The 15,933-nt window shown below is 32.8% G+C and carries 16 protein-coding genes; 13 read left to right on the forward strand and 3 right to left on the reverse strand.

Going from position 1 to position 15,933, the window contains the following annotated elements:
- Positions 1-468: 468 nt before the first annotated feature.
- Both X927_RS09595 and X927_RS09600 read right to left on the reverse strand, forming a co-directional pair.
- Positions 469-2,361: a 5'-nucleotidase C-terminal domain-containing protein gene (locus X927_RS09595; RefSeq protein ID WP_103077851.1), complete on the reverse strand. Its 1,893-nt coding sequence runs from the start codon at positions 2,359-2,361 to the stop codon at positions 469-471.
- Between the two features lie 135 nt (positions 2,362-2,496).
- Positions 2,497-4,002 carry a 5'-nucleotidase C-terminal domain-containing protein gene (locus X927_RS09600; RefSeq protein ID WP_103077852.1) on the reverse strand — a complete coding sequence of 502 codons (1,506 nt, stop codon included), beginning with the start codon at positions 4,000-4,002 and terminating at the stop codon, positions 2,497-2,499.
- A gap of 157 nt (positions 4,003-4,159) precedes the next feature.
- Between X927_RS09600 and X927_RS09605 the strand changes: the two genes are divergently transcribed.
- Positions 4,160-5,023, forward strand: a complete 864-nt coding sequence (locus X927_RS09605; RefSeq protein WP_103077853.1) for a transposase — start codon at positions 4,160-4,162, stop codon at positions 5,021-5,023.
- Positions 5,024-5,400: 377 nt separating this feature from the next.
- Complete coding sequence (locus X927_RS09610; protein WP_103077854.1) at positions 5,401-6,414, forward strand: YncE family protein; 1,014 nt, start codon at positions 5,401-5,403, stop codon at positions 6,412-6,414.
- Here X927_RS09610 and X927_RS09615 read toward each other — a convergent pair.
- Complete coding sequence (locus tag X927_RS09615; protein ID WP_103077855.1) at positions 6,395-7,420, reverse strand: polysaccharide pyruvyl transferase family protein; 1,026 nt, start codon at positions 7,418-7,420, stop codon at positions 6,395-6,397. The two genes, X927_RS09610 and X927_RS09615, sit on opposite strands and share 20 nt — an antisense overlap.
- A gap of 190 nt (positions 7,421-7,610) precedes the next feature.
- Here X927_RS09615 and flgB point away from each other — a divergent pair, with 190 nt between their 5' ends.
- The 11 genes from flgB (at position 7,611) to ribF (ending at position 15,933) form a co-directional block, all read left to right on the forward strand.
- Positions 7,611-8,012, forward strand: coding sequence for a flagellar basal body rod protein FlgB (flgB, locus tag X927_RS09620; RefSeq protein ID WP_103077856.1), 402 nt, complete (start codon positions 7,611-7,613; stop codon positions 8,010-8,012).
- The gene (flgC, locus tag X927_RS09625; protein ID WP_103077857.1) at positions 8,009-8,431 is read left to right on the forward strand and encodes a flagellar basal body rod protein FlgC; all 423 of its coding nucleotides are present in this window, start codon (positions 8,009-8,011) and stop codon (positions 8,429-8,431) included. Before flgB ends, flgC begins: the two co-directional genes overlap by 4 nt.
- Positions 8,432-8,449: 18 nt before the next feature.
- Entirely contained in the window at positions 8,450-8,749 is a 300-nt protein-coding gene (gene fliE, locus X927_RS09630) for a flagellar hook-basal body complex protein FliE (protein WP_103077858.1), read from the forward strand.
- Positions 8,750-9,024: 275 nt separating this feature from the next.
- Positions 9,025-9,687: a class I SAM-dependent methyltransferase gene (locus tag X927_RS09635; RefSeq protein ID WP_103077859.1), complete on the forward strand. Its 663-nt coding sequence runs from the start codon at positions 9,025-9,027 to the stop codon at positions 9,685-9,687.
- A 237-nt stretch (positions 9,688-9,924) separates the two neighbouring features.
- On the forward strand, positions 9,925-10,134 hold the full coding sequence (locus tag X927_RS09640; RefSeq protein WP_103077860.1) for a hypothetical protein: 210 nt from the start codon (positions 9,925-9,927) through the stop codon (positions 10,132-10,134).
- A complete protein-coding gene (locus X927_RS09645) occupies positions 10,131-11,384 on the forward strand; it encodes an MFS transporter (RefSeq protein ID WP_425440370.1) in 1,254 nt (417 codons plus the stop codon). The genes X927_RS09640 and X927_RS09645 overlap by 4 nt, the downstream gene beginning before the upstream one ends.
- 97 nt (positions 11,385-11,481) lie before the next feature.
- On the forward strand, positions 11,482-12,831 hold the full coding sequence (gene mgtE, locus X927_RS09650; RefSeq protein ID WP_103077862.1) for a magnesium transporter: 1,350 nt from the start codon (positions 11,482-11,484) through the stop codon (positions 12,829-12,831).
- A gap of 55 nt (positions 12,832-12,886) precedes the next feature.
- Complete coding sequence (locus tag X927_RS09655) at positions 12,887-13,786, forward strand: HDOD domain-containing protein (RefSeq protein ID WP_169925230.1); 900 nt, start codon at positions 12,887-12,889, stop codon at positions 13,784-13,786.
- Positions 13,773-14,126, forward strand: coding sequence for a 30S ribosome-binding factor RbfA (gene rbfA / locus X927_RS09660; protein WP_103077864.1), 354 nt, complete (start codon positions 13,773-13,775; stop codon positions 14,124-14,126). Before X927_RS09655 ends, rbfA begins: the two co-directional genes overlap by 14 nt.
- Entirely contained in the window at positions 14,123-15,040 is a 918-nt protein-coding gene (gene truB, locus X927_RS09665; protein ID WP_103077865.1) for a tRNA pseudouridine(55) synthase TruB, read from the forward strand. The genes rbfA and truB overlap by 4 nt, the downstream gene beginning before the upstream one ends.
- Positions 15,041-15,042: 2 nt before the next feature.
- Positions 15,043-15,933 (forward strand): riboflavin biosynthesis protein RibF, encoded by an 891-nt coding sequence (gene ribF / locus X927_RS09670; RefSeq protein WP_103077866.1) that lies wholly within the window; start codon positions 15,043-15,045, stop codon positions 15,931-15,933.

A 15,933-nucleotide genomic window follows, 5' to 3' on the forward strand; every position in this document is an offset into this window, starting at 1 on the left:
TTCTATAAATTGCTTATATGAGGAGAGATTCCTTTCCTAACTTATGTATTTTGTGTTCTCCTACCTGCTACCAGATATTCATTTGTTCATATTTAATTTATTCTACCCGTACTTTTTAGAAAAGAACCTTAAATTTTTTATCTCACATAGTAACTCATTCTTAAGGATGGCTTTCTACGAAACATTTAATCATATTTTTATTTCTATGTCAACATCAATTAGAGGTGTTTAGATCTAATTAGAGTTATTCTAAGTCATTTATTTTTGATTAAAATTAAAAAACTTAACTTTTCTTAATTTATATAAATAAAAAATTTAAAAAGGGTGTAGTTTTTCCTACACCCCTTTTGTATGTTCGCTTAATTACATTACTATTCTGAAACATTCGTTCCATTTATCTGGACGGCTCAAAAGAAAACAAAAATTATTTCACGAGCTTCTTTTGTAATTATATTATGAAGTTAGGAGTTATAAAAATACTTCAATATCCTCTACCCTAACAGCTTTGTATGGGCTTACTTCCAGGGTTCCTTCATGGGATAATTCCTTAAGCTTATCGTGCAATTCTCTATCCCAATCGGTACCCACTACTTTCCAATTTTCTTCATATTCTGGGGTAAGCACACCATTTTTTACTTCTATTATATACTTTTCTATGAGTTTTCTAAGATCTCCTCCGCTTATAGCCGAAAAGTCAGGATGATCTTCGGTTCTGCCAAGAAGCTTTGGCAGTTGTTCTCCTTTTTCAAATATTGGACCATAGGTCAAAAGTTGGGTATTTGCTCTATAATTGTTGACTGCCAATGTTAATACATCATTATCTTGAATAGGTTTACCATCGATTTTTCTTAAATTTACTATCCTCTGACCCACTGGTTTTGAAACATCGATCTCGTAATAAACCCCTTTAAACATATCATAATTATAACCCGGAATTTTTTGGTTGAAAGAAATAGTTAAATCACCAGGTTGGTATTGATTGTAATAAGAAGCCGACCATTCCATATATTTCTTCAACTGCTTTCCTGTTATTTCTAGTACATACAAAGTATTGTCGTATCTATAAATTAAAGAAATGTCTGATCTTTTTATAGGACCTTCTTTTATATTTGCATCCGATCTAAAGGCTGCAGAAGCTGATACATCTATTTTTTCACCTATCACTTGTTCCCCATAATACATTTGAACGGAATTTATCAAATCTATCATAGCGGTGGGTTGTATGTATACTTGTGGGATACCTTTTATTTCATCTGGAGGAACTAAAGGTCCGCCTTTTAATTCTCCTATTATCTCGTTAGCATAGTCTAAAGCCTTATAATGAAAAGGTTGAAGCTTTTTCTCCAATTCACTGTCTGGTGGTACTGTTCCAGTAGCAGCTTTTACATCGTAATTAGCGGAACTTTTATCAACTATTACGTACTTATCTCCTTCCTTCTGGAGTTCCAATACCACTTGTGATAACGTCTGCCCCCATTTTCCGGGTTCCACAATTAAAGTTCCGTTGAGCTTCACTTCTTGCGTAATGTCATTTTTTTGTTCATCAATAATCTTACCATTAAATACTTTATACAACTTTCCATTATAATAGTAAGTTTCAGCTATTTTTTCATGGAAATGACCCGCAATAACAACATCTAAATCAGGTGTCGCCTCTAGAATATCTATAACCCCAGAACCATAGGTCCCATATTCTTCTTCGATTCCCATATGAAAAGCTCCCACAATCACGTCAACTTGTCCTTTTAATTGTGCAACTGCTACTCTCACCTCATCCACAGGATCAACCACAATGTAATCCTGCAAATTTGCAGCGTCCCATTTTACTATGTTAGGAGTAACCATACCTATTATTCCAACTTTTATTCCATTCCCTGTGGTAACTATTTTATAAGGGGCAGCTAACCTTGTTCCATCGGGATTATAAACATTGCCACACAAAACACTATTAGGATTATCATCCACTGGCATGAATTGTCTCATAATCTTTTTAAGTGTTGGGACCCCATAGTTAAACTCATGATTACCTAAAACCCATGCATCATAACCTATTTCATTCATAGCAAAAATCATGGGATGTATGGCATCTTCTAAAAAAATGTTTGAAAGGTTTTCTTGGATTGTATCTCCATTGTCAATCAATATAGTTCCTTCAGGATTTTCACTTCTCAACTCATTTATGATCGAATAGACTTGTGCAATACTTCCACTATAATTAGGTTGGTTTAAGGCATAATCATAAGGTAAAAAGCGTCCATGCAAATCTGAAGTTGCTAAGATTTGTACTTCTATCGTCTCAGCAAAAAACAACGAGAATACACTCAAAAGCAACACCAACGCTAAAATAGCTCTTTTTAACATAAAATCACCCCTTTGCATTAAGTTTTGCACTAAAAAAGAAGTTAAAAAAAACGAAATACCAAACAAGAGTTAAAAGTGCTACTTAAAATGAATCTAAAAGGGGTGTAGTTTTTTCTTACACCCCTTTTTGTTTGTTTACTTAACTTGATCTAATTCTATCAATCTCTCTTGGGAAGTATAATCTTCTATAGTTCCCAAGTGAGCAATGTATTCACGTAAAGCATCCGCATCTCTAAAGTATGTATCATAACCAGGTTTACCTGCAAGCATTGTGTAACCGTCTCCACCCGAAGCCATATAGTTGTTGGTAACAACCTTATAAGTTCTGTTCAAATCTATAGGCTCACCGTTTATTTTTACGTTTGTAGCTTTTCCACCTTTTATTTCTGCCGTTAGACCTGCAACATGTAACTTAGCACCCTGGCCATCAGGAATTTTAGCAGCATAATTTAAAACATCCATTATGTCTTTCCCAGTCAACTCTAAAACGTACAATGTGTTTCCAAAAGGTAAAACAGTCAATATGTCTCTGTAGGTTATATCTCCTGCTTCAATAGAAGCTCTTATCCCGCCACCGTTCATTAAAGCAACATCCGCACCTGTTTTCCAAATCATACTATCCGTTATAAGGTTGCTTAGATTCGTTTCATCACTTCTAGCATGTTCCCCATCGAGATATACTTTTGTTTCTTCAACAACCTCATTCAAAGCCTCTGATCCAAGTTGATAAAAAGCATCTGTAAACATTTTTATGAAAGGATCTTCAGGGATATCAGATGTTAGTGGAATTACTTCTCCTCTCCAATCTACTATCCTACCATCATCGATCCATAAATCTATTCTCCCAATGTTCTCTGCGTTATCACCAGCTTGTGCTACTATAACATTATTAATTACTACAGGTGTTTCTAACAAGGTGTGAGTATGCCCGTCTATTATAATATCTACTCCAGATATATTTTCAGCTAACTCATCTGAGGTAGTGAACTCAACAGGCAAGTAGGGTCTTCTTCCATCTGCATAATAACCTAAGTGTCCAAGGACTATAACTACATCAGCTTTTTCTTGGACTATTGGAAGATATTTCTTTAAAGTCTCTTCTGCATCCACAATTGTATTCTCGCCTAAATAAATTGGTTCTAAAACTTTCGTTTGTTCAGTAACAAGACCTATAATTCCAACTGAGAAATCACCATAGTCTTTTATGATGTACGGTTCAAAAATTGGTCCTCCATGTTTTTCATCGACAAAATTTGCTCCTAAGAATGGAAATTGTGCTACTTCATATTGTTTCTCAAGCACTTCAAAAGGTTTATCGAATTCGTGATTACCCAAAACCATAGCATCCAAACCCATATAATGTAAAGCCAAAAAGTCAGGAACTGCATCCAACTGATCAGATTCTGGAATCCCTGTATTTACATCACCAGCATGTAGAAAAAGTACTGATCCACCTTCCTTAGCCACTTCTTCTCTTGCTTGATTTATCAGGGTAGCTGCCCTGGCAAATCCTCCACCATCTTCCGTTCCCCACACATGTGCGTGAGTATCGTTCATGTGGAAAATTACTAAGTGATTAGGCCCTGCAAATACCGATAAAACTAAAACCATAACAACTAAAATGCCTAAGACTCTTTTCATTTTGTTCCCCTCCTTTTTTACCTTTATTAGACACTTTAGAAATTCTAAAACATGCATTGTAATCAACTCTTAATACCTTTAATATTATACTTTTGCCTCCTCACTGTATAATTTATTCGATACCACATTTTTATTATCTCGTAAGCAGGTCATTCAATTGTCATTATACGGTAACTCTTCTCAACTGTACTTCGATTTCGTCTACTCTGATTATATGAAAGAACATTCCGAATTTAAGTATCTCCTCGATTTAATCGATTGGTCCGTTATCCCAGATTTCAGTAATAAGATGGGCAGAACAGGGTACTCCCGTCGGGCTTTACTTAAAGCTATCTTCGTTCAGAAAGTTAAAGGGTTTACAGTAAGGGAGTTGATTCACTTCCTTAAGAGTAACCCTTCCTTCGCTAAATGCATCGGTTTCGATCCTATTATCAATTACGTTCCTTCCGAAGCTACTTTCTCTTCTTTTAAGGAGGAGTTTGGTCCTTCTTATTTGGATAAGGTTATCGTTTTTACCGTCCTTAAAGGCATCAAAGAGGGGATCTTTGATACCAGTTATCTTGTTGTTGATTCTTACCCCATTATCTTTAATTCTTTCTTCAACAACAAGAAGAGTCACGGTAAATTCAAAGATTACAAAGAGTACTATCGTTCTCCTTTAGAAGCAAATTTCGGCGTTAAACCTGTTTCTAATTCTAAACCTATCTACGATAAGTACGGTAACCCAAAGAACGCTATGTCTTATCTTGGTTACAAGGCTCATACTATCACTTTCCTAAACGTCCCTATCTTCACCGTGGTTTCCCCTGCTTCTGCCAATGACAAGAATTATGCTTTCGACCTTTTGGAAAAGGTTGTTAAGTACTTGGATCTTAGTGGGTTTAACTTCTTAGCTTGTTTCTTTAGAAGATTTAAAACCTTTTCAATACTCCCAAATGAACGGTTATTCAATAACTGTGCTTCTTACATCTCTATTTTTCCTAGAAAATTCTTCAATTCTAATTACTTTTCAATTTTTTGAAGAATTACTTCGATTTTCAAAGAGAATTTTGGATAATTATCCAATATTTTAATTCTTTTTCTTCTTGCCTTAACTTACTTTACCTTTAGTTAATCGTTGCTTTGACCTATTTCTGAAGTGGGTAATTAGAATGAACAACAACAAACAATAGATTGATTTTATTATAACATTTTTTTTTGTAGTTATTCAACAAGAGAATTTCTGAATTATACTTGGTTATTAGCCATTATTTCTATTTAAAAGCGATTACAGTAAGTTAAGAGCTTTTTCACTGAGAAATTAAAATAATTAAATGTTGATTGAAAAAATGTGATGTGGTAAAATAATTCTATAAATTGCTTATATGAGGAGAGATTATTATTTCAAAAAAATCCCATTTGTTAATAGTACTTACTATATTCTTTGTATCTTTCTTATTTTCTGAATCCATTTTTTTAGAAGTCAACAATTTCGATATTGGAGAAAGGGCATTTCATATCGACTTGGGTAAAAGTTATGCGATAATTGCAGATTATCAAGGTACTATCCATTTTATAGATATCTTTACTTTAGAAAAAACTGAGTTTACACAAGCTATCTTACCGATGGGGGGGGCATACGATGGCGAATTTTTTTATGTTATTGATAATTACAATAAGGAAGTATTAAAAATTAAAAACAACAAAGTGATACAAAAATTAGTTTTAGATTCTAAGCCCGTTAATATAAGATTGATAAATGAAGAATTGTACATATTAGGTACAAATCCTTATAAATTATACATAGTTGATAACAATCTGTTATTAAAAAAATCAATGGTCCTTCCTGTACATAGCCCGTTGATAAGAAATATAGGTGATCAAGTTTTTATACCTTTGTTTGATAACTTTCAAAACAACGTGTTTTTAACAGATCTTCTTTTTTTGATCCCTAATAATGATACTTATATAGTGAATTATAATCATATTGAACATCCTATAGATATTGTGGGATCAAACGGAATCATTTATATGCTTTCATATTACGATGGAAGTTTGTATAGAAATGATTTCAGAAAACAGCCTAAAATTGCACAATTTGGGGAGTATAGCACAAATATTGAACTCTACAAAGATAATATTGTGGGTAATTCTCTCATGGGTGGTGTTTATTACTACAATCTTTCCTCTGGGAAAACCGATGTTATTTTAGAAGAAGTACCAATTAGTGATATTTCTGTTTCTCCCAATGGACAATATTTGTTTGCTATCTCTCATATAGAAAATAAGCTTTTTGTAATAGAGGGTAAAAATGTCTATCAAACAATTGATACCTACAATTATCCTATCGATGTTGAGTCTCCTACGGATAATATAGTTTTGGTACTTTGTACCGATTCCTCCAAGTTGCAGGTCATAAGATACTTTGAATGAGTGTTTTTATGTCAAATATTGTTTTTTGTAATTTATCTTTGTAGATGTCAGAAGCTTCTTTGAAATCGTAATTTGAAGAAACGGTATCGTAATAGATAAAAGGTATCTCAGATGTATTTTTATAAAAAAAGTTATAATCTTCTTTTATATTTTTTAATACTCTACGATTCTTAATATTGTTGAAAGTTATTGTCTGTCCAGCAAAAAAGATTCCAGTCAGAGCACTGTGTAAACGATCAGATATGATTATTTTAGATTCAGAAATTTCTTTGATTATCTTATTTGGGTCTTTAAAAGGGAACTCAGCTAGTACATTCGTTTTTTTTCTAATGTTTTCAACTAATTCATAATTTTTTAATGCATCTTGGTTTGCATTTATTACTAATGTGGAAAGTGAATAATTTTCAAAGGTAGATAAAAATTCTGTTAAATGTTGTAAATCGTGTTCTTCTTTTAAACAAACTGATATTTTGTCTGTTTTTTCATAAGTATAATTTAAAAAGGCATATGGTCCCACATCTACACCTAGAGAGATATTTTTATTGCATCTTGATGCAAAGGCATATGATGTTTTATCTCTCAAATTACCGTAAAGTTTCGGATAAGAAAGGATCTTTTTTAATTTTTGGAGGCTACGTTTTTCCTTAAAAGATCCAAAACCTTGTGATAAGAGTAAAATTGTTTTATTAAACTTTGCCCCGAGGTGGGCTATATAATAATAGTACATAAAACTTCTGTAAGATGTTTCGGATTGAAAAAGGTTTCCTCCTCCAAAGATTATAACATCGCAGTCTTTTATAGTTCTACGTAGTTCGTAGAAATTGAATCTTGAAACAGTGATTATTTGAAATCTATATTTTTCATTGAATTCCAACTCGTTTTCAAGAGGTAAGAATAAAATCCCATCAAATTTTATTTCATTTAATATTTGTAAGAAACTTTTAAGTAATAAGTCATCTCCAAAGTTGCCGTATCCATAAAACCCAATTAAAAAAATTTTTTTCATCTTGACTCCTCCAAATTAATTATTTATACTTTCTATCAAGACTCTAAAATATGCTTTATTTCTGTTTCTTTTTTTAATTAAAAACTCAATATTGAAAATTATTTTATTTCTGAAGTGTGCAAATTATTTAGGAAAACATTACTTTAGAAAAGAAAAATAAAATAGATAAAATAAAGGTAGGTGAAAAATATTGTTTGATAATATTAATTTCGAGATAATTCCAAATACTATGGATGCATTGTCCTTAAGGCAAAACGTAATTTCTCAGAATATAGCAAATTATGAAACCCCCGGATACAAAAGAAAGTACGTTGATTTTGAAAACGAGTTACAAAAAGCGTTGAGTGAAGATTCAGCTTTGACTCTCAAAGTGAATAGAGACCAACACATAAATAATACCTTATCTTTAGGAAAAATTCAACCAAATATTCAAATAGATGATTCCAAATCGCTCAGAGATGATGGGAACAATGTTGACCCCGATGTGGAATTGGTGAGAATGACTCAAAATACTTTAAAATACAACACTTTATCCAGATTGATGACTTATGCGATACAAAGGTATGAAACAGCTATTAGAGGTGGTAAATGATGGATGGGTTATTTAAGGTTTTGGATATTGCTGCAAGCGGTATGACAGCAGAAAGGTTTAGGTTAGACGTTATTTCTCAAAATTTAGCTAATTCAGATACAACCAGGACAGAGGAAGGTGGACCATACAGAAGAAAAACAGTAATCTTTCAAGAGGCACTTAATGAAAGCGCAAATGGAAGCAAAAATTTTGGGGGAGTGAAAGTCTCTTCTATAGTAGAGGATACATCACCTTTTAGATTAGTATATGATCCCAACCATCCCGATGCAGACGCTGAAGGATATGTTAGTTATCCTAATGTTAATGTATTACGAGAAATGGTTGATATGATGTCTGCTCAAAGAGCATATGAAATGAACGCAGCAGTTGTAAATTCAGCAAAAAGTATGTACAATTCTGCCCTCGGAATAGGTAGATAAATAAGGAGGTGAATATTGATGACCGACGGCATAAATGGTATAAACGGGATTGACCCCAATAAATTGGTTCCAGAAAAAACTAAACAAGAAGATAAAAATTTAGACTTTTCTAAATTATTAAAAGATGCGATTGAGGAAGTAAATTCAATCCAAAAGAATGCAGATAAAGTTGCAGCAGATTATGCGGCTGGTAATATAACAGATATACATCAAGTTATGATCGCTGCAGAAAAGGCTTCTCTATCGTTAAAATTAACAACAGAAGTTACAAATAGAATCGTTGAAGCATATAAAGAAATAATGAGAATGCAAATATAATTTTGTTTTTTCTTGCAAGCATAAACAATTTAAACTTTAAATGATTGGGTATTTTTACCCAATTTTTTTGTTTTATTATATTTTATTAAAATTTAAAAAAAGTTGATAAAAGTTTGTTATAATAAAGGCATATAAGAAATAATGATTTTTAGATAATCTTCATCATGAGAAGATTATCAGCTTAGGATTTTGATTTTAAAAGAGTTACAGAGCCAATTGTGGATACTCACCAACAGAGAGGCACAATCTACCACTTTAAAAAAGGAGATAGATAAATGTCAAAATATAATAAAAAACGTATCGCACGGTTATTTGACAATATGGCTGATACGAAGGGCAAAGCAGTTGAACAAATTGCAGGTTCAAGTGAGAGTATCCCACAAATAGCCGGTAGGCTAGCTTTTGAGCAATTGAAACTCACTGGCGAAGATGTGTTACTCGATGTTGGAACGGGCACCGGTGATAAAGCTATTGCAGCTGCTCATATCTGTCGGCAAGTAATTGGTATTGATATTAGTAGGAAGAGTTTGGAGCAAGCCAGAATAAAGGCTGAAAAGGAGAAATTAAATAATGTAATCTTTGCTTATGGCGCATTTGAAGAACCTTGTGCGGAGTTCAATCTTGCTTTATACGGTATTACAAAGATTCTTGCTGTCTATTCATTGCATCATCTACCCGATCAACTCAAGAAAGAGAGTTTGATTACTCTATCTAATTTTTTGTTTAGGCCTGGTCGTATGGTAATCGGTGACATTATGTTTTTTGATGAGCCTAATAAGCATCTTGAAAAATTCAATGAGGTATACTATGACGGTGGAGATACAGATTTTCCTTCGCGAGTAGAATACCTAACCGAATGTTTGAAACAGATAGGAGGTAAAACTCGTATTGAGCAGATTCATCCTTTGGTTGGAGTGATAATATCGGACTTTGTATAACAGCTTGTTTGTGACACTTCGCTGATTGATTTTTTCCCCAAGTTAGTCTTGTAAAGTTAGTCAAACAATCATGAGAATGAAAGGAAGTTAACTGTAAGAATTATTGGCTGCTTGTTTAAGAAGTGTTGTAACCTCAGGCATAATCGAAGGTGATGAAGTAATTGGTTAAGAAGTTGACTGCTAAGTCAGAGAACAAGCTTTAAAAACAATGGCCATGTATACAAGGAGGTGATTTTGATGGAAGAAATAATCAAAAGTGCTGAAAAGTACATTGAGGAAAATCCTGAAGTGGATTTAGAAAAGTTAGAAGAATTCTTAAAGGGAATCTATGATGAAAAAGACGTTGATGAGTACTTTGCTCAGATTGGTGAAATTCTATCGGTAATGGAAGATTATTATGAAGATCCTTTGGATCTCTTCATCAATAATGAAAAAGACAATCAATAAGGGGGAGGGCAAAGTTGACAAAAGAGGAAAGAAGTTGGATTTTGTACGATTGGGCGAATTCTGCGTATTCAGTTGCTATAACCACCGCACTATTACCGATATTCTTTAAGGATTATGCCGCCGCTCAGATGCCGGATTATTTGTCAACCGCTTATTGGGGTTATTCATCTACTATTGCTACTTTGATAGTGGCGATCTTAGCTCCAATTTTAGGAACAATAGCTGATTATAAGAACTATAAAAAAAGGTTTTTGCTCTTTTTCCTTTTAATGGGTGTTGTATTTACAGCTTCACTGTCTTTAATTCAAGAAGGACAATGGTTTTTTGCCTTAGTGTTATATGTTTTATCCAGCATAGGATTCTCTGGAGCGAATGTTTTCTACGATTCCTTTTTAACAGATGTAACTTCAAAAGAACGTATGAATTGGGTATCTTCTAGTGGCTTTGGATGGGGTTATATAGGTAGTACTATCCCATTTTTAATTGGACTTATTTTTATCTTGAATCCTTCATTAATCGGTCTTAACTCCACTATTTCCGCAACAAAACTGGCATTTGTTATTACAGCAGCGTGGTGGTTGGTTTTTTCGATACCGATTATGAAAAATGTGAAGCAAACGTACTATGTAGAAAAAACGAAAACTCCAATAAAAGATTCTTTTAAACGGATCACGCAATTTTTAAAGAATCTGAAAGGCAATAAAAATGTTTTTCTCTTTTTAATGGCATATTTTTTCTATATAGATGGTGTGGATACGATAATAAGGATGTCTTCTTCCTATGGACTTGATGTCGGACTTAACGCCAACGATTTGCTGGTAGCTTTTTTAGTGATACAAATAGTAGCTTTTCCTTTTGCTTTGTTATATGGAAGATTATCCAAGAGGTTTTCTACAAAAAGTTTGATATATTTTGCGATTTTTGTCTATACTTTTATCACTGTTTTTGCTTTTTTCTTAGAAACCATTGTTCAATTTTGGATATTAGCTATGTTAGTAGCATCTTCTCAAGGTGGAATTCAAGCCCTTAGCAGGTCACTTTATGGTCGAATGATACCAAAGGATCGATCTGCAGAGTATTTTGGGTTCTACAATATATTCGGAAAATTTTCAGCTATTTTGGGCCCTTTTTTAGTAGGGATCTTTACGCAAATTGGAAAGAGTTCAAGATGGGGAGTTGCAAGTTTGCTCTTTTTGTTTATCATTGGGGCAATACTTTTCTATTTTGTAAAAGAGCCTGAAAAGGCGTAAAATTTTTAGCAAGAAAGGAGTGGTAAAGATGGATAGTACCGGTAGTTTCTTTGAATTTTCTGATCTACCACCATAATGATTGAAAGGAGGAACAAAATTGAAGGTTGAAGTAAAAGTCGATATAAAAAAATTAATAAACGAAAAAGAGTTTAAACTTCTAAAAGAGTTGTTAAAAGAACAAGAACCCGCAAGAATAGTAGAGATGATTGAAGAATTACCACAGGATGAAAAAATTGTTGTTTTCAGATTTTTGCCTAAAGATACAGCAGCAGAAGTATTTTCTCATTTAGAAAAAGACGATCAAATGGAATTACTTTCTCTCTTTAAAGAAGATAAGTTGAAAGAAATAATAGAAAATATGGAACCTGATGATAGAGCTGATCTTTTAGAAGAACTTCCTGCTAACGTAGTTAAACATTTACTTGCCCATCTTTCTAATGAAGAGAGACAAAGTACGCTTACTCTTTTGAATTATCCTGAATATTCTGCAGGAAGGATAATGAACCCGAATTTTTTGGATCTTAAAGAAAATATGACTGTGAAAGAGGCGCTTCAACATATTAAGGTTGAAGGAAATAAAAAAGAGACTATCTACACTTTGTTTGTGATAGATAACACTAGAAAATTGAAAGGGACAGTAGAATTAAAAGATTTGATTTTTTCAGAAGAAGATGAATTCATAAAAAATATTATGAATGAAAACCCAATCTATTCAACAGTTTACGAAGATGAAGAAGAAGTTGCAAGGATCATGCAAGATTATGATCTTTTAGCTATTCCGGTTACAGATAGTGAAAAAAGGTTGGTCGGAATAATAACAATTGACGATATTGTGGATGTTTTAGAAGAATCAGCTACGGAAGATATCCAAAAAATGGCGGCGGTAGGAGTAACAGAAACTTCTTATTTCCATACTTCCATCTGGGCGCTTATAAAAAGCAGGGTAATCTGGCTTGGTGCCTTATTACTTTTTGAGAGTATTGCCGTCTTTGTAATTGAAGGATTTTCAGATGTTTTACAGAAAATTACTGTATTAGCGGCATTTATGCCAACTATTAACGCTATAGGAGGAAATACTGGGAGTCAAATGTCTGCTATAGTAATTAGATCAATGGCAGTTGGAGATATTGAAGAGGATGATTTTAAAAAAGTTTTAAGTAAAGAGTTGTTTTCTGGTATAATTTTAGGTATAATTTTGGGAATAATCATGTTTTTAAGATCAATTGTTAATACTCGAGAACCTTTAATTATGTTGAGTTTATCTTTGTCTATAATTATAGTAGTAATGATTTCAAATCTTTTAGGAGCCATCCTACCTTTTTTTGCAAAAAAAATACATTTAGATCCAGCCTTGATCTCTGGCCCTTTTATTTCAACTTTGATGGATATACTAAGTATGTTTTTCTATTTTTCTATTTCGGCATTACTTCTTAAAGATTTGTTGTGAAAAACAGACAATAAGCAAATGAATAAATTGAAATTTGATGGAAGGAACTGATATAATGAACGAAATGGATATTCAAGAGATCACCAAAAAAATTAAAGAATTACCTACGCCTGATTTTATTGTACAAAGAATTATAAACATAGCCAACGATCCCTATGCTGATATAAATGACTTGCATAATATGATCGTTCAATCTCCTGCTTTAACTGCAAAGATTTTAAGACTATCTAATTCGGCTTATTATGCACTACCTAAGAGAGTAACGAAACTAACACAAGCGATAAATCTACTCGGGTTCAAAACGGTAAGGAATTTAGCTTTAAGTATTTTTACCGTCGAGAATTATTTTTCTCAAGAAATACCTTTTTTCAATACACAGCATTTTTGGGTTCACTTGATCTCAACTGGAGTGGCCTCAGAACTTTTAGCAAAATATCTTAATTCCCCTGATAAAGAAGAAGCCTTTATGTGTGGTGTTTTGCATGATCTTAGTAAAGTAGTAATGGCCCATATCATGCCCGATGTTTTTGAGATGGTCATTAAAGTTGCTCAACACGAAAAAATTTCTTTTTTTCAGGCGGAAAATATGTTATCAACTTATTCGCATCAACAGATTGGGAGGAAGCTTTTTAAAAATTGGAATATGTCAGACTTAGTCATAGAAACCGCTACATACCATGATAATCCTTTAGAGTCTAGTAATGAAGAAGCAAGAAAATTATTGTATATTGTAAATGTTGCGAATATAACTACTAATTCATATTTTTATGGCTATTCAGGATGCTTCGATATTCCTGAGGTTGATTTAAAGGTTTGGAACTTTTTGGGATTAAATTATAATAAATATTCCAGTTATTTTGAAGAATTCAAAGATATAATTAAAAGGTCTCCTGAGTTTACGAATATGAAAGAAGTGTTCGATGATATGGAGGTGACATCTGATGGCTCAGTATAGAAGAGAAATGCTTGAGTCTGAAATGAAAAAATTAATTACCCAAGGTTTTTCTCAATTAAAGGATCCTAGATTAAAAGACAAATTTATTGATATAAATATGGTACGTTTATCAAAAGATAAATCTTATTTAGATGTATATGTATCATCCCTCGATGAAGATGTTGATGCTATTATCGAAATTCTAAACAACGCAAAGGGTATGTTTAGAACTCTTATCGCAAAAAATATTAAAATGTTCAAAGCCCCCGAAGTAAGGTTCCATAAAGACGAAGGTATTGAAGCAAGTATAAGAATAAATAAACTAATAGAGAAAATAGAGAAAAACGAGGAAAGTAAATGAAAAGTGGTTTTTTAGTAATCAACAAGCCAAAGGGTATTACTTCCCATGACGTTGTCTCAATAATCAGAAAAAAGCTTGGAATTAGAAAGGTTGGTCATGCTGGTACTCTTGATCCCTTTGCTACTGGGGTACTAGTTGTAGGAATAAATAAAGCTACAAGACTATTAGAATTTTTTCAGACCGAAAAAAAGACATACTATGTAAAAGCTGAATTGGGGATCGTTACAGATACTTTTGATATAGAAGGAAAAGTACAAGAAAAGAACGAAGTTACTCAGCAACACATCTCTAATTTGAAAGACATATGTTTTTCATTTGTGGGGGAATATTTGCAAGTTCCTCCTGCATATTCAGCCAAAAAATATAAAGGTAAAAAGCTTTATGAATATGCGCGTGAAGGTAAAATAATTAATCTTCCTCCAAAAAAAGTAAAAATATATCAGATTTCAAATTTTTCACAAGAAGGACAAGAATTTAGTTTTAATGTAGAAGTAAGTTCTGGAACTTATATAAGATCATTAATCATGGATATAGGATATGCTTTAGGATGTGGAGCTGTTACCAAAGAACTTTGTAGAATAAAGAGTGGTAAGTTTGAATTAAAAGATAGTATTCTTTTAGAAGAAGTTTCGTTGGAAAAAATGTTAAAAATGGATGAGGCTTTAGATCTCCCTTACGTTAAGATTAATAACGGTCAACAAGTCATTAAAGGTCACCAAATTTATAAAGATAATATTTTAGAATTTTCTAATTTCAACAAAAATGATTACGTTAAAATATACGATGAAAAATGGTATTTTTTAGGAATAGGTAAAGCTGAAAAAAAATCAACATTTTTAAAAACTCTCTTTAAAGAAGAAGAAAGAAACGATAGAATAGTAAAAATAAATAAAATTCTGTACGAGGTGACATAAAATTGTACGCACTCACAATTGGGATCTTTGATGGTGTACACAAAGGCCATCAATATATATTGAAAAATACTCTCCAACTTGCAAATAACTTAAGGTTTGACCCCTTGGTTTTGATGTTTAGATATCCTCCTGAAAAGTATATTGGAGGTTTTGAAGGCCTTATCCTACCTAGTTGGAGAAGAAAACAAATCTGCGAAGATTTGGGATTTACAGTTGAAGTAAAAGATTTAGAAGAAGTATGGGGATTACCCCATGAACAATATCTTGAGGAATTGATGAAAAAGGGTGTAAAAGCAATAGTTTGTGGTGAAGATTTCACCTTTGGGAAAGATGCTTTAGGCGATGTGGAATATTTACAAGCTGTTAGTCAAAGCAAAGGTTTGGTGGTCAAAGTACTGAAAGATTTAAAAAGTCAAGGAAACAGGGTTAGTTCTTCCGCAATAAAAAGAGAGCTAAAATCAGGTAATATTAAGAAGGCAAATGAAATGCTTGGAAGGCCTTGGACTCTGGAAGGTACAGTTCATGAAGATAGGCATCTGGGGTTTAAACTTGGTTTTCCAACTGCAAATATTAACGTTTGGGAAAAAGAGAAAATCATATTACCAAAGTTTGGTGTTTACATTGTAAAAGGATATGTAAAGGGACGAGCTGGTTTCTTGTGGGGTCTAATGAATGTCGGTTTAAGGCCAACTTTTAACGAATATAAAAAAATCCCGAAAGTTGAAGTTTATTTTTTGGATTTTTTTGGTGATCTATATGGTGATTATATTGTTTTAGATGTAATTGATTTTTTGCGGGACGAGGTAAAATTTAAAAATGAAAGAGAATTAATTGCTGCTATGGAGAAAGATGAAGATCAAGCTAGAAAGATTATACCGAAACATTATATATAG

This window comes from Petrotoga mexicana DSM 14811 (assembly GCF_002895565.1).
Classification (GTDB): Bacteria; Thermotogota; Thermotogae; order Petrotogales; family Petrotogaceae; genus Petrotoga; species Petrotoga mexicana.

Coding starts and splice junctions, on each gene's coding strand:
- X927_RS09595 (WP_103077851.1), bottom strand. CDS start 2,361: ATGTTAAAAAGAGCTATTTTAGCGTTGGTGTTGCTTTTGAGTGTATTC.
- X927_RS09600 (WP_103077852.1), bottom strand. CDS start 4,002: ATGAAAAGAGTCTTAGGCATTTTAGTTGTTATGGTTTTAGTTTTATCG.
- X927_RS09615 (WP_103077855.1), bottom strand. CDS start 7,420: ATGAAAAAAATTTTTTTAATTGGGTTTTATGGATACGGCAACTTTGGA.
- flgC (WP_103077857.1), top strand. CDS start 8,009: ATGATGGATGGGTTATTTAAGGTTTTGGATATTGCTGCAAGCGGTATG.
- fliE (WP_103077858.1), top strand. CDS start 8,450: ATGACCGACGGCATAAATGGTATAAACGGGATTGACCCCAATAAATTG.
- X927_RS09635 (WP_103077859.1), top strand. CDS start 9,025: ATGTCAAAATATAATAAAAAACGTATCGCACGGTTATTTGACAATATG.
- X927_RS09640 (WP_103077860.1), top strand. CDS start 9,925: ATGGAAGAAATAATCAAAAGTGCTGAAAAGTACATTGAGGAAAATCCT.
- X927_RS09655 (WP_169925230.1), top strand. CDS start 12,887: ATGAACGAAATGGATATTCAAGAGATCACCAAAAAAATTAAAGAATTA.
- rbfA (WP_103077864.1), top strand. CDS start 13,773: ATGGCTCAGTATAGAAGAGAAATGCTTGAGTCTGAAATGAAAAAATTA.
- truB (WP_103077865.1), top strand. CDS start 14,123: ATGAAAAGTGGTTTTTTAGTAATCAACAAGCCAAAGGGTATTACTTCC.